The sequence below is a fragment of the Fulvitalea axinellae genome, from assembly GCF_036492835.1.
Taxonomy (GTDB): Bacteria; Bacteroidota; Bacteroidia; order Cytophagales; family Cyclobacteriaceae; genus Fulvitalea; species Fulvitalea axinellae.
Genome location: NZ_AP025314.1, coordinates 992,937 through 1,007,273 on the forward strand (window position 1 = coordinate 992,937; position 14,337 = coordinate 1,007,273).

The following is a 14,337-nucleotide window of genomic DNA, read 5'->3' on the forward strand; positions in this document are numbered from 1 at the left end:
TATAAAGAGACCGGTTTTTGCCGGAAAATATCATTATGAGTTTATTAGCGATAGGTACCGTAGCCTTTGACGCTTTGGAAACCCCTTTTGGAAAGGTGGACAAGATCATTGGCGGTTCGTGTACGTATATAGCCTTGGCCGCGTCGTATTTTACTGGTAAGGTGAACATTAGCGCCGTGGTGGGCGACGATTTTCCGAATGAGGAAATCGGGATGCTCAACAAGCACGGTGTCGACACGGAAGGCCTGCAGGTAAAAGAGGGGCAAAAGTCTTTCTTTTGGTCTGGGCGTTACCACAACGATATGAATACTCGCGACACTTTGGTCACGGAGTTGAACGTATTGGAAGATTTTGACCCGGTAATTCCCGAGAACTACCAAGACTGCAAATATTTGATGCTTGGCAACCTGACGCCACAGGTGCAGCAGACGGTGATTGACCGGATAAGTGAGCGCCCGAAGTTCATCGCCATGGATACGATGAACCTTTGGATCGACATTGCGCGAGCTGATTTGGACAAAGTGCTCTCGAACGTGGACTTGCTTTTGGTAAACGATGAGGAAGCCCGCCAGATGACCGGCGAATATTCTTTGCCTAAAGCAGCGAAAGCCATTATGGATTGTGGACCAAAGTACCTGATTATCAAAAAAGGCGAGCACGGCGCATTGCTTTTCGGCGAAGGAAAGACTTTTTACGCTCCGGCACTTCCGTTGGAAGAGGTTTTCGATCCTACTGGTGCGGGCGATACGTTTGCCGGAGGCTTTATGGGTTACTTGGCCAAAACCGATGACATCTCTTTCGAGAACATGAAGAAAGCTTTGATTTACGGTTCCGCTTTGGCTTCGTTCTGCGTGGAGCAATTCGGTCCAGAGAAGTTGAAAGCCCTTACCCAAGAACAAATCGACGGCAGGGTACAGGAATTTGTGGAATTGACAGATTTCGGAAAAAATCTCTAAGCTTTACCCAAGCAGAGAAAAGGCCCGCCGATTTATTTCGGCGGGCCTTTTTCTTTTTGTATGGTAGAACTTTCGTGAATCAATGCAATGTTCAAAAATGTGCTGTTTTCGGTCACTATTGATCGGAAACTGTCCATTTTTCATTCTGATTTTTTTAAAATAAAAAATTAAAATCGTAATCATCTGATTTTAAACCAATTGCGTTTTTAGGCATCAAATTGGCAATTATAATGGTATACAGGATATGATTTAATTACCCTTAACCCATAACATATGAAAGCCATGAATTTCTCCCGCCTCCTCACATCCGCAGTCCTCTCATTGGCCGTTCTGGCCGTAATCCCCGCTCTTTCTTTTGCGCAAAATAACGCAGTTACCGATACGAACAAGGCCGAAAAGGCCAAGGTTTCGGAAAAAGAAATCAAACCGCTTGCCGAGCTTGACGAAAAAGAGCCGGAAGTGGTCGTGGTAAACGAACAGAATAAAATCGTTTTCCAAGGTACGGCGAAAGACTTCAAGAAAAACGGACGTTTTTACAAAGCCGAATTCCTTGTGGCTATTGGCAAACAAAAGTACTACATGATCGCCCGTTAAGGGCTCGGAGTTCTCTCCGCATAACTCTGCGTAACGTCGTTCCATTCCGGAACGACGTTTTTGTTTGCGTAAGCGTTTACACTTCTTTCACAGTTTTCTTTTTTTCCTTGACTCTGTATTTTTCCGGAGCCCACAAAAAACCGAATGCCTCGCAACCGTCTTTCGTATGCTTGCTGTGGTGGGCGTAGTGGGCGTTGATCATTCGTTTTAAATATGCCGATTTGGCTTTGAAGCGGAACTTCACCCTTTGATGCACCAGAATATCATGGAACAGCAAGTAAAAGATTCCGTACCCGGTTACGCCAAGCCCGACGAAGAACCAGACATTCAGAGTTTCGTTACCTGTGAATCCGAAGTAAAACGCCAGAACGGCGGGTACACTGAACACGATAAAGAACAAATCGTTTCTTTCGAAAAAACCTTTCCTCACACGGTGGTGCGAGCGATGCCAGGTCCAGAGAAAACCATGCATAATATATTTGTGGGTAAACCAGGCCACGAATTCCATAAAAAGGAATGTCAGGACGGTTACGCCGATTTTGGTCAAAATATCCATTGTTAATTTTAGATTTGTTCAGCCATGTAAGCTGAAAGATTCCACTTTTTCTTTAACGGCCCGCATCAGCCACATCGGGGTTGACGTGGCGCCACAAACTCCAATCTTGTCTCCCTTCTGGAACCATGAGGTTTGAATTTCCGAAGTGCGTGAGACCAAATGGGTATTTTCGTTTACGCTCTTGCAGACATTGTAGAGCACTTTGCCGTTTGATGATTTTGTGCCGGCCACAAAAACTATTTTGTCGAATCGTTTGGCGAAATTTCTCAGTTCCCTGTCCCGGTTCGAGACTTGCCGGCAAATCGTGTCATTTACGCTTACTTCTACACCTTTTTCCTTGAGCCAATTTACGGCGTTGTAAAATTTGTCCGTGCTTTTGGTCGTCTGGCTGTAGATCGAGATTTTTTCGGGCAGATTATCCTCGTCCAATTCGGCTACGTCCTGAAAAACTGTGGCGTCATGGTTCACTTGACCCAAAAGCCCGAGAACTTCGGCATGGCCTTTTTTTCCGAAAACCATTAGGTTTTCGCCCCGGCCATAGGCGTTTCTTATCCTGTTTTGAAGCTTTAGCACCACGGGGCAGGAAGCGTCGACTAGCTCCAGATTGTTTTCTAGAGCCGTGCGATAGGTCGAGGGCGGTTCGCCATGTGCGCGAATCAATACTTTGGCATCACGCAGTTTACCCAGCGCTTCATGATCAATTACTTTCAGACCCATTTTTGCCAATCGGTTTACTTCTTCGTCATTATGGACAATATCGCCGAGGCAATATAGCTGGCCTTCCGCACGGAGAATTTGCTCCGCCATCTCAATTGCGAACACGACTCCGAAGCAAAAGCCCGACCCGGGATCTATTGTTACATCCAATGTGTTTCTCATTGACATATTCGCTTGTGGTCCGAATTAGAGTGTTGTTACTGGTTCCGTTTTCGCCGGCGGCAAAACGCTCATCCGAATATATGCGCCCAATAGCAGAAAGAGCTTCAGTATATTGGGGATCCTGAATCGTTTACGCATTACTTCTTTGGCGGAAGCTTTCCGGAGTTTGGCGAACAGTTCCTTATAATAAACATAAGCGAGGAAAACTCCCGTGCGAGCTCCTTTGGGTAGATGTAAGATTCCGCTCAAGGCTTCACGGAAATCGGCTTCGATATCACGCTCCAGTTCGGCTTTGCTTGTTTCGTTGAAATTGCCGAAGTCGGTGCCGGGGAAATAGAAACGTCCGCGTAGGTCGTAATCGTCCTTCAAGTCGCGTAAAAAGTTGACTTTTTGGAATGCCGCTCCCAACCTTTTGGCTGCGGGTCGTAGACTTTCGAATTTTCCCGAATCCCCTTCACAGAAGACGTGCAGGCACATCAGGCCTACAACTTCGGCTGATCCGTAGATGTATTCCCGGTAGGCTTCGTCCGTGTAGCGGGTTTCGTTGAGGTCCATCGCCATGCTTCTGAAGAAAGCCTCTGTTAGTTCCGTTTCTATCCCGTATCGTTTCGTTACATTTGCGTAAGCGTGGAGAATGGGGTTTGATGAAAAACCGTCGTTTATCGCTTTATGGGTATCGGCCCTGAATTCCGCAAGGGCTTTCTCTCTGTCTACATGTAAAAATGTATCCACTATTTCGTCGGCGAAGCGGACGAAACCGTAGATCGAGTAGATCGCCGTTCGGAATTGTTTGGATAAAAGCCTTGTGCCCAAGGAAAACGAAGTGCTGTAGCGAATCGTGACCAAGCGCCCGCATTCGGCGGACACCTTGTCGTAAAGTTCGGTTGCTGTTTGGCTCATGGGTTTTGGCTTTATGCTAGGTTGTGGTTGAGTGGGGAAAGCGATGAAATCTCGGGAAATAGGCCAGGGAAATCTTTGGCCATTTGCTCGGCGACCACCTGTCCTGAAATCAGCGAAGGAGGCAATCCGGGGCCAGGTATGGTCAGTTGGCCGGCGTAATACATATTCCTGAGTTTAGGGTTTCTGATTTTCGGTTTCAGAAAAGCTGTTTGGGTCAAAGTGTTGGCCAAACCGTAAGCGTTGCCTTTGTAGGCGTTATAGGTTTCTTCGAAATCGCTGACGGCAAAGCTTTTTTTCACAATGATTGAGTCGAGTAAATTCTCTCCCGTATGTTCTTCCAAACGATCCATCAATATTTTGAAATACCGCTCTCTGATGCCCGGGCTGTCCTCCAATCCGGGTGCGATGGGCATTAGCACAAACAGGTTTTCGCATCCTTCGGGCGCTACGCTCTTGTCTGTTTTGGAAGGGGCGCATACGTAAAAGAGAGGCTTGTCAGGCCATTTCGGGTCATTGTAAATTTGCCTTACGTGATCGTCCAAGTCTTCGTCGAAGAATAGCGTATGGTGTTCGATATTGGGTACACGTTTACTTATTCCCAAGAAAAAGAGAAGACAGGAAGGAGCCAGCACTCTTTTGTCCCAATATTCGTCTGTATAAGCGCGGTAATTTTCGGGCAAAAGCGTTTCGGTATGCCTATAATCCGCACCCGACACGAATGTGCAGGCACCGTATTCCCCCGTTTCTGTCAAGATTTTTTTCACGACTCCGTCAGAGGCTTGAATTTCTTTGACTGCTTCGCCGGTTTTGATGATTACTCCAGCCTCTTCGACAGTCTGACGCATTGCCTCGGCTATTTTTACCATTCCTCCGTCCGGATACCAAGTGCCCAAGCCTATGTCGGCGTAGTTCATTAGGCTGTATAGTGCCGGGGTGGATTTCGGTGTTCCGCCTAAAAACAGCGACGGAAATTCCATCAGTTTTATCAGGCGGGAATCTTTGAAGTGTTTTCTGACATGTTTGGCGAATGAGCCGAACACATCCAGCCGGAGGATCTCTCTGGCGACTTCGAGGTCTACAAACTCTAAAGGTGACAAGGCCGGTTTTCTGACCCATTTACGCATTCCGAGTCTGTATTTTACCTCCGCTTCGGCCAAATAATTGTTGAGCGCTTTGCCGGCGCCTGGCTCCAGACCGTCAAACATTTCCGTAACATTTTCCGATCCCGCCGGAATGTTAAGGTTTTCATTATTGGGAAAAACAACCCGGTAAGACGGATCCAGGCGTTTCAGGCTGTAGAAATCGTTTCTGTTTTTGCCGAAGCTTTCGAAAAACTGGTCGAATATCTCGGGCATCCAGTACCAGCTAGGTCCCGTGTCGAATACGAAACCCTTTTCCGAAAAACTTCCCATACGTCCGCCGACCCAATCGTTTTTCTCGAGCAAAAGTACTTTTGCTCCAGCTTTTGCACATGTTCCTGCCGCTGAAAGCCCCGCTATTCCTCCTCCAATGACGACCACATCAGGTTTTATCATCGTTGAAATTGCTTTAATAGTAAATAAAACTACTTGTATGCCGGGAGGTCAACTGGTTTACGGAGCCGGAAAGGGCACGACGAAAAGTGTCTCTGGGGAAAACCGGGGACAAACGAAAAAAAGTAAGCCTGACAACCACTCCCGACTATCAGGTAGGCTCCGTTTTATAAAAGTATAAAAAATATGATAGAGCCAAAACGAAATTGCATTAAACGAAAAAAAGAAAGCCGAAGCTTTCTTTTAGTGTCGTAACCGTGGCGGAGGACCGTAGTGTCGGAATCAGTAAAAAAGTTTAACCATGGCGCTCACGTTCGCCCTGTTGAAGCTGGAATTGAGTTGGCGTCCGTGGGCTTTGACCACGAGTTTCGATATTCCGTAAACGTCCTCTTTCAGCATACCTCCGAAGTAGCGCATCACTCTGGTTTTATAGCCCAGTTCGTCCATTCTTGACAAGTCGATTACCGTATGGCCGGCTTCGGATATGGAGTCCGGAAGCACTTCTACGGTCATGGTCTTGTCTTCCTTGGAAATTGATACGCCCACTCGCTTATTCATAAAATCGTTTTTCGAGAACAGCTCGGTTTTGGTTGTGACGGCTGACTCGTTGCGCTTTGAGTTTCCCGCAAAACTTGCGGAGAAGGTAACGAGAGAGAGAAGGAGGACGAAGGCTAAACGTTTCATCGTTTTTTGTTTACGGTTACGCTAAGTCTGTTCCATCTTGCGTGCCAAAAACAAAAAAATGCCCGTCAGATGGCGTGCGGTAGGTTTTCGTGAAAATGGCCGTTTGCAAGTGTCTCATTTTCGGACAATGTAAGCGACGGAAGTGTACTCTTTTCGGCCATTTCGAATATGGTGGCGCAATGGGGTTGAACCCAAAAGCTAAATACTTGTTCCTATTCTATAAATTAGAAAGACAAATACATGTTTTCATTTTACAAATGACTAAAATCATGAAAGCGCACCATCCTGATAAGTTTTTGGCTTGCAGAAAAGCAGGAAATTTGTGTCCACTCTCAAATTTATTGGGGGATGGATAATCAAACGATACACTTGGCAATGCAAGCATCACTCAAAAGGACAAAAATAATCGCGACCGTAGGGCCGGCTAGTAATACAAAAGAAATGTTATTGCAGTTCGCCATTTCGGGGGCTAACACATTTCGACTCAACTTTTCACACGGTACTCACGCCGATCACCTGAAGGTGATCAAGCTGATCCGGGCTATCAACAAAGAATCCAATTTCAACGTGGCGACGATGCAGGATCTTCAAGGACCGAAGATCCGCATTGGCACTGTTGAGAACAATGGAGTGGAAATCGTGCCGGGTCAGGAGTTGATCATCACTACCGACCGAAACCATATCGGGACCAGCGAGATGGTCAGCACTTCTTACGAAGGCTTCGCCAAAGACGTGAAGGTTGATGAAAAAGTGTTGATCGACGACGGTCGCCTTGAAGTGCAGGTGATTAAGGTTGACGGCTCCAAGGTACACACCAGGGTAGTGCATGGCGGTTTGCTGAAGTCAAGAAAGGGGATGAACCTTCCTGACTCCAAGATTTCGGCTCCTTGTCTTACGGAAAAGGACCTTGAAGATCTTGAGTTTGGTCTTAAGAACGACGTAGACTGGGTGGCCATTTCTTTTGTTCGTTCGCATCGCGATATCGATTACTTGCGGAGCATCATCAAAGAGCATAAGAAGAATACCCGGATTATCGCCAAGATCGAGCGTCCAGAGGCGCTGAAAGACCTTGACGGAATCATTGACGCCACCGACGCCGTAATGGTGGCTCGCGGTGACTTGGGTGTGGAGACTTCTTTGGCCGAGCTTCCTGTTTTGCAGAAGGACATCATGAAGCGTTGTTTCCAGAAAGCCAAGCCGGTAATCGTGGCGACGCAGATGTTGGAGAGTATGGTGAATAATCCGATTCCGACACGTGCTGAGGCCAACGACGTGGCGGCGGCCGTAATGGAAGGCGCTGACGCCGTAATGCTAAGTGAGGAGTCGGCGGCGGGTAAATACCCTTTGCAGGCCGTGAAAACGATGAACGACATTATCCGTTCTATCGAGCTTAGCCCTGAGATGGACTACGAGAGGGAGTTCAAGTTGGTGCCGAACAGCCGTTATATCATCAGTAAAGAGGTGATCCAGAATGCCTGTATTTTGGCGAGAGCTACCAAAGCCAAAGCCATCGTGGGTATGACCGAATCCGGTTTTACGGCATTCCATTTGGCCAAGCATCGTCCAAAGTGTAAGATCTTGATCTTCACCAAAGACAAAGGATTGCTGAACACGCTGAACTTGGTTTGGGGCGTAAAGGCTTTCTACTTGCCTAAATACGAGTCTATTTCAAAGTCTCTCAAGCTGATCGAAAAGCTTTTGATCAACGAAGGTTGTATCGATAAAGGCGACCTTTTCATCAACATCGGATCGGTTAAGCCTAACAGTAACTTGAAGACGAACCTTATTAAGATCGGGTACGTAGACGAAGACTAAAAATCGAGCTGGCCCGGAAACCTGGAATCCGGGTGGCCTAACGATAAAAATCCGTCGTTTAACCGTCCTCGGGCCTTAGGGTTCGGGGACATTTTTTTTGCGGTCTTATCTCCTTATCATTTAGTGGAATAGGCTTTGGATCGCTCTCAAGGGCCAAAAAAGGCGTTTTTTATCGTCTTTTGCATTTGCAGGAATGAAAAGGCCGTCCTATATTTGCACTCCCTTAACAGGAAGCGCATGTGGTGGAATTGGTAGACACGCAGTCTTCAGGCGGCTGTGCCTCACGGCATGGGGGTTCGACTCCCTCCATGCGCACAACAACTTTGGCGGAAACGACGCCGGAGAATTTTGCTTAATTACTTATGACGTTATCGTTTGTGCTCCAATTGCGCATGTGGTGGAATTGGTAGACACGCAGTCTTCAGGCGGCTGTGCCTCACGGCATGGGGGTTCGACTCCCTCCATGCGCACTAGTTCAGCGGGCACACACGGTATACGTTTCATGCGCACGTGGTGGAATTGGTAGACACGCAGTCTTCAGGCGGCTGTGCCTCACGGCATGGGGGTTCGACTCCCTCCGTGCGCACAAAGAGCTTCGTTTTTTAACGAGGCTTTTTTTGTATCCGGACTTCCCTAATTTCCTCCTAGAATTTATATTGCCCAAGGCCAATGCGCCGTTTCCGTTAAGCAACCCCGAAGATCATGACCGAAACTTTCCTTGACGACCTGGCCGACGAAGTTATCGCGAAGCACTCCGACGCTTTGGAGCGCCTGACTATCGTATTCCCCAACCGCCGGGCCGGTCTGTTTTTCAGAAGAGCCCTGGCCAAGCGCATCGACAAGCCCGTTTGGTCACCGTCCATCATCAGCGCCGACGATTTTATCCAAAGCCTTACGCCCCTCAAAAGTGCGCATAAGCTGAAGTTGGCCTTCGAACTGTATAAAACCTATCTGGAACACAGCAAGACGGAAGAAAGCTTCGACCGCTTCTTTTTCTGGGGAGAGGTATTGCTCAAGGATTTCGAGGATATTGACAAATACAGCGTTAGCGCGGAGAAGATTTTCGAGAACCTTAGGGATCAGAAAATCATCGAGGCGGAATTCGATTTCCTAACTGAGGAGCAGAAAGAGCTGATCCGGAGCTTTTGGGCCAGTTTCGGAAATAAGATGTCTAAGCATCAGGAAGATTTTCTGAAGACTTGGGAAATCTTGGCCAAGGTATACGCCGGCTACCAAAAGACGTTGAAAGACCAAGGTCTCGGCTACAAGGGCATGATGCACAAGGATGTGGTGGAACGCATAAAATCGGGGGAGGTTGAACATAAGTATGACAGGCTGATTTTCGCCGGATTTAACGCCCTTACGCATACCGAGGAAAAGATCTTTTGCTGGTTTATAGAAAACATTCAAGCCTCGGTATTTTGGGATGCGGACGAATATTACGTTTCCGACAGCAGGCAGGAAGCCGGGACTTTCCTTCGGATGTACCGGAAACATCCGGTGTTGGGCAAAACCTTTCCCAAGAAATTCAAAGACGGATTTTACGGTGACGAAAACAAGGAAGTCAGCGTAACGGGCTTCGCTCTGAATACTGGCCAGACAAAGCTCTTGGGCCAAAAAATGGGCGAATTGAAAGAGGAAATCGAAAATGCCGGAGAAGAAATGCGCCCCGAGCGTACGGCCATTATCGTTCCTGACGAGAATTTGCTGTTTCCCGTTTTGCAAGCCCTTCCCGAATCGTTCAAGAAACTGAACGTAACGATGGGTTATCCGCTGAAAAAGACCTCGCTTTTCGGTTTCTTCGAACAACTGACCGAGCTGCAGTCCACGATCCGCCGTCAGGATTCCTTCGGGCACCGGCAAGTTACCCGCCTGTTGCGCCATCCGTATTTGATGGGTTTTGACCCGAAACTCGCCAATGAGAATATATCGCTGATCAATCGCCTCAATCTGACGCAGGTTAGCATTAAGGAGCTGAAGCAGGACGAGGAATTTTACCCGATGATTTTCCGGCAGGTGACCGATATCGCCGACTATTGCAAATACATTCAGGATCTGCTCGTTTTTGTCAGCGAGAAGATCGTGGACACGGAAAACAGCGACCCGACTTTTGAAAAGGAATTTATTTTCCATTTCTATACCGAGATCAACAAGCTTAGGGAGCTTGTGGCCGAATCTTCCGACATAAAAATAGGCTTGCCTACATTTATCAAATTGGTGAGACAAGTGGCAGGTAGCTTGCGAGTTCCTTTCAGCGGCGAACCGCTCAACGGAATCCAGATTATGGGTGTGTTGGAAACGCGGAATCTGGATTTCGACAATATTTTCATCCTTTCGATGAACGAAACCTCCTTTCCGGCCACGCCTTCGCAACATTCGTTTATTCCCTACAATCTGCGGAAAGGCTACGGATTGCCGACTTTCGAACAGCACGACTCCATGTACGCTTACCTTTTCTATCGCATGATTCAGCGGGCCAAGCGCGTACATTTCTTTTATAATACCGAAGGCGGTGACGGAAAAACAGGCGAAATGAGCCGTTTTCTCTACCAGCTTCTTCACGAATACGCTCCGCGGGCCAAAAATGGCGTCAAAAGAAGTGTCCTTTCAGATGAAGCCCGCGCTTTGTCAGAGAAGAAGCTCGTGGCCAGACGGAGTTCGTTGACAGAGGAGGCTCTGGATAAATTTACCGGAAACGGAGAAAAGAAACTTTCCCCGTCGGCGATCAACACTTATCTGGATTGTCGGGCCAAATTCCATTTCCGTTATATCGCCCGTCTCCGCGAGCCGGACGAAGTGGTGGACGAAGTGGATCCGGCTACTTTCGGAACCATTTTGCACAATACGCTCGAAAGTCTTTACGCCCGTTTGAAAAAGCGTAAAAACTCGGGAGAGGTGCTTAAAAGCGATTTCGAAACGCTCCGCAAATGGTTGCCCGAAACGGTGGACGAAGGTTTTAAGGAAATCTTCGGAGCGGGAGAGACGGAATTCCGTTTTGAGGGACGGAATGTTATCGCCCGCGATATCGTGTTGAAATTGGCTAGCAAAGTGCTGGATCGTGACGCCGAATACGCTCCGTTCAATATCGTGGCCTTGGAGATGGACGTGAAAGGCGCCTTGGAAATCGACACGGACCAAGGGAAACGGACCGTTAACCTGGGCGGTAGAATAGACCGGATTGACGAAAAGGACGGCGTGTACAGAGTGGTGGATTACAAATCCGGGCAAGACAAAAAGGAATTCTCAAGCGTGGAATCCTTGTTTGATCGCAAAGCCAAGGACAGAAACAAGGCCGCGATGCAGACGATTCTCTACTCAAGCCTTTTCGCCCGGGAAACCGGAATAGACGGGGCGGTGGAGCCGGCCGTGTTCAACAGCAAAGAGCTCTTTTCCGATAAATTCGAGACCAGGCTCAGTATGAAAGAGGGCCGTTCGCCCGCAAAACCGCTTGCCGACGTCCGGGATTTGGAAGAGCCGTATGCGGAACAGCTGAAAATCGTGTTGGAGGAAATTTTTCACCCGGAAACCGATTTTGAGCAAACCGACGACAGTAAAAGTTGCGTATACTGTCCTTATACGGGGCTTTGCCACCGTGACTGATATACGGAAACCAACTCCGGTTTTTGCGCCGGTTGTCCGCCGAGTTTCGGGAACAATCCGATAAATTCGCGGTACGTCCGTACTCAAGCCCATCAACCAAAAAGACAGACAATGCTCAAGGAATATCCTTTTGAGGGAAAAATATGGAAAAGCCTAGCCGATCCGTACGGATCCCGGTTGGCTTTGGAGATTCGTGACGAGGAAAATCGCCAGACTTATTACGCCGTTATTGACGCTGAAAAGAATGATCTGGTAGGCGAAAGCGTAAGTTTGGAAGAAGAGTGGTGGACCGGGCTTTCCGGTATTTCCGGCGACACATTGCTTGTGCATACTTACGAAGGCCGTTCCAATCCGGATTACCAAACCCTTTACGCTATCAATATCCTGACGGGAGAGATTAGCTGGGAAGCCGACAAATTCGTGTTGTCGGCTTGTGACCGGGATTTCGCTTACGGTTTTGTATTAAGCGAAGGTGAAAGGCATTTCGGTAAAATCAAGTTGGACTCCGGCGAATACACCGCTTTGGAAAATGAAGGAAGGCCCGCCGAAGCTGATCCGCAATGGCGTTTTGCCACTAGGTATGAGGAAGAGGATACGCATTTTGAAACTGTAAAGGCTTTTTTCCGGCAGAAAAAAGGTGTGGAAGCGGTTAGGTGTTTCGAGTATTTCGAAAATGAAAAAGCGGTTGCGATTTCTTATTATTTGAAGAAAGATGCCGAGCTGGAAAACCGGCTTCTGTTGATGACCTTGACTGGCGAAGAAATCTTTGATCAAGAACTTGATACCGGAAAAGGTGTAGCCTCAGACACATTTTTCCTTTTTGGTGACAGTAGCATATTTTACATACGTCATAAAAGCAACCTTTGCGTTTACGATTTGGATAATCTTCCTTAAATTAGATGCGAATCCAATATTCATTTGTGTTTTTGGTATCCAGAACTATTTCCATTGTTTTTTTTGAAAAAAGAAGAGCTCTTATGGTCAGGTCACTGAAGTGTTTGTTCGCCGTTATCGTAGTCAGCTTGGTGTCTTTCGCCGATGTCGAGGCACGTGTGGCCTCCCCGAAAGATTCCGTTGGCGTGGAGAACATCCAAGGAAAGAACTTTATTCTGCACAAGGTGTCGAAAGGCGAGGGCCTGTACGGCATTGCGCGACGCTATAAAATATCCGTTAACCAACTGAAAGAGGCCAACCCTAGCGTGACTGGCGGATTGAGCCTTGGCCAGATTATCAAAGTGCCTTACGCTGGCGTTGTCGCCAAGCCTCAGGTTGCGACCGCCGCGGTAGAGGCTGCGCCCGCTAGCCCAAAAGAGGTTGTACACGTTGTGAAGGCATCTGAGACGCTCTTTTCACTCGCTAAACGCTATGGAGTTTCTGTCGCCGATATCAAAAGTTGGAATGGCATGCAAAGCAACGCTCTGGCTCTTGGCCAACGCTTGGTTGTGGGCAAAGGCTCAAGCGCCTCGTCGTGGAAGAGTGCTGCTGGCGATACTTTAGGCCTTCGTCCGAAAGACCCGAAAGAAGCGGTGGGGACTATGGACTTGGGCAACGTGATTGGAATAGACGAAAAAAGAAAAGTGGATGAAAACGGCCGGGTGACGGAAGTGGGTATAGCCAAGATTATTCCCGATTCGGAAGATTCGCCGAAATACTTGGCGCTCCATCGCGACGCTCCCGTAGGGACGATCATCCACATGAAAAACGAAAGCAATAACCTGAACATCTTCGTTCGCGTAATCGGCCGTTTGCCGGATACCGGCGACAACGAAAAAGTGCTGATCAGGATTTCGCAAGTGGCTTATGAGCGCCTTGGTGCTGTTAATAGTGCCTTTCCGGTACAGTTGAGCTATATTTTGGAGCAGAAGCAATAGTCCGAAACATTATATTCTTGAAAAAAGGCTCGCCCTCAACGGCGGGCCTTTTTTCGACCCCAAAAACAACTTTGAGCATTTATGGAATACCAAGAGATATACGAGTTGCTGGAAGAGAAAACAAAACTTTATAACCAACCTGGTTTTATTCCCGCCGATCCGGTCAGTATTCCGCATCGTTTTACGAAAAAACAGGATATCGAGATCGCTGGGTTCTGGGCGGCGGTGTTGGCTTGGGGGCAACGCAAGACGATTATCAATAAATGCCGTCAACTTTTTGAGATGATGGACGATTCGCCTTACGATTTTGTGATGAATCACTCCGAATCGGACCTGAAGCCGTTGCTCGACTTTAAGCATCGCACGTTCAATGATGTGGATACGCTCTATTTCGTTTCTTTTTTCCGTCATTTTTACGAAAAAAACGACACGCTGGAAAATGCTTTTACGGTAGGTTTGAAGCCTGAGGATCCGGATATGAAGAACGCCTTGGTTGCGTTTCATGACAATTTCTGCTCATTGCCACACTTCCCGCACAGGACACGAAAACATATCGCTACGCCGGCCAGAAAATCGGCCTGTAAGCGGATCAATATGTTCTTGCGCTGGATGGTTAGGGATGATGGCGCCGGAGTTGATTTCGGAATTTGGAACAATATAAAGCCAAGCCAACTGGTTTGTCCCTGTGATGTGCACGTGGAGAGAGTAGCCAGAAAATTGGGCCTTGTAAAGCGCAAACAAACAGATTGGGCGATGGCTACTGAGCTGACTGATAATCTGAAAGAGTTTGATTCCGAAGACCCGGTCAAGTATGATTTCGCATTGTTTGGTCTCGGTGTGGAAGGCGAGATGTGAGCCAGTGGTTTTCAGGTGTTCAGAATATTAATAAAATACGGACGAGATGCTGATAGTTTCAATTCAGTGATCGAATCGAAAATTTGAAATGAGGG

At 47.7% G+C, this 14,337-nt stretch carries 12 protein-coding genes and 3 tRNA genes; 10 read left to right on the plus strand and 5 right to left on the minus strand.

Features of this window, described 5'->3' with window-relative positions; genetic code table 11:
• Positions 1–35: 35 nt before the first annotated feature.
• The gene (locus AABK39_RS04025) at positions 36–956 is read left to right on the plus strand and encodes a PfkB family carbohydrate kinase (protein WP_338393635.1); all 921 of its coding nucleotides are present in this window, start codon (positions 36–38) and stop codon (positions 954–956) included.
• A gap of 273 nt (positions 957–1,229) precedes the next feature.
• Complete coding sequence (locus AABK39_RS04030; protein WP_338393636.1) at positions 1,230–1,550, plus strand: hypothetical protein; 321 nt, start codon at positions 1,230–1,232, stop codon at positions 1,548–1,550.
• Between the two features lie 76 nt (positions 1,551–1,626).
• On the opposite strand, the gene AABK39_RS04035 is transcribed toward AABK39_RS04030, so the two are convergent.
• The 5 genes from AABK39_RS04035 to AABK39_RS04055 all read right to left on the minus strand — a co-directional run bounded on the left by AABK39_RS04035 (position 1,627) and on the right by AABK39_RS04055 (position 6,101).
• Entirely contained in the window at positions 1,627–2,106 is a 480-nt protein-coding gene (locus AABK39_RS04035) for a sterol desaturase family protein (RefSeq protein WP_338393637.1), read from the minus strand.
• An 18-nt stretch (positions 2,107–2,124) separates the two neighbouring features.
• Entirely contained in the window at positions 2,125–2,985 is an 861-nt protein-coding gene (locus tag AABK39_RS04040; RefSeq protein WP_338393638.1) for a 4-hydroxy-3-methylbut-2-enyl diphosphate reductase, read from the minus strand.
• 24 nt (positions 2,986–3,009) lie between these two features.
• Positions 3,010–3,885, minus strand: a complete 876-nt coding sequence (locus tag AABK39_RS04045; RefSeq protein WP_338393639.1) for a phytoene/squalene synthase family protein — start codon at positions 3,883–3,885, stop codon at positions 3,010–3,012.
• Positions 3,886–3,896: 11 nt separating this feature from the next.
• Entirely contained in the window at positions 3,897–5,420 is a 1,524-nt protein-coding gene (locus tag AABK39_RS04050) for a phytoene desaturase family protein (protein WP_338393640.1), read from the minus strand.
• Between the two features lie 279 nt (positions 5,421–5,699).
• On the minus strand, positions 5,700–6,101 hold the full coding sequence (locus tag AABK39_RS04055; RefSeq protein ID WP_338393641.1) for a hypothetical protein: 402 nt from the start codon (positions 6,099–6,101) through the stop codon (positions 5,700–5,702).
• A gap of 348 nt (positions 6,102–6,449) precedes the next feature.
• Between AABK39_RS04055 and pyk the strand changes: the two genes are divergently transcribed.
• The 8 genes from pyk to AABK39_RS04095 all read left to right on the plus strand — a co-directional run bounded on the left by pyk (position 6,450) and on the right by AABK39_RS04095 (position 14,242).
• Positions 6,450–7,916 carry a pyruvate kinase gene (pyk, locus tag AABK39_RS04060; protein WP_338393642.1) on the plus strand — a complete coding sequence of 489 codons (1,467 nt, stop codon included), beginning with the start codon at positions 6,450–6,452 and terminating at the stop codon, positions 7,914–7,916.
• A gap of 233 nt (positions 7,917–8,149) precedes the next feature.
• Positions 8,150–8,231, plus strand: a tRNA-Leu gene (locus tag AABK39_RS04065).
• Between the two features lie 73 nt (positions 8,232–8,304).
• Positions 8,305–8,386, plus strand: a tRNA-Leu gene (locus AABK39_RS04070).
• A 34-nt stretch (positions 8,387–8,420) separates the two neighbouring features.
• Positions 8,421–8,502, plus strand: a tRNA-Leu gene (locus tag AABK39_RS04075).
• A gap of 116 nt (positions 8,503–8,618) precedes the next feature.
• Entirely contained in the window at positions 8,619–11,516 is a 2,898-nt protein-coding gene (locus tag AABK39_RS04080) for a PD-(D/E)XK nuclease family protein (RefSeq protein WP_338393643.1), read from the plus strand.
• A gap of 111 nt (positions 11,517–11,627) precedes the next feature.
• Complete coding sequence (locus AABK39_RS04085; protein ID WP_338393644.1) at positions 11,628–12,410, plus strand: DUF4905 domain-containing protein; 783 nt, start codon at positions 11,628–11,630, stop codon at positions 12,408–12,410.
• 83 nt (positions 12,411–12,493) lie between these two features.
• Positions 12,494–13,387 (plus strand): LysM peptidoglycan-binding domain-containing protein, encoded by an 894-nt coding sequence (locus AABK39_RS04090; RefSeq protein WP_338393645.1) that lies wholly within the window; start codon positions 12,494–12,496, stop codon positions 13,385–13,387.
• An 81-nt stretch (positions 13,388–13,468) separates the two neighbouring features.
• Complete coding sequence (locus tag AABK39_RS04095; RefSeq protein WP_338393646.1) at positions 13,469–14,242, plus strand: TIGR02757 family protein; 774 nt, start codon at positions 13,469–13,471, stop codon at positions 14,240–14,242.
• Positions 14,243–14,337: the final 95 nt, after the last annotated feature.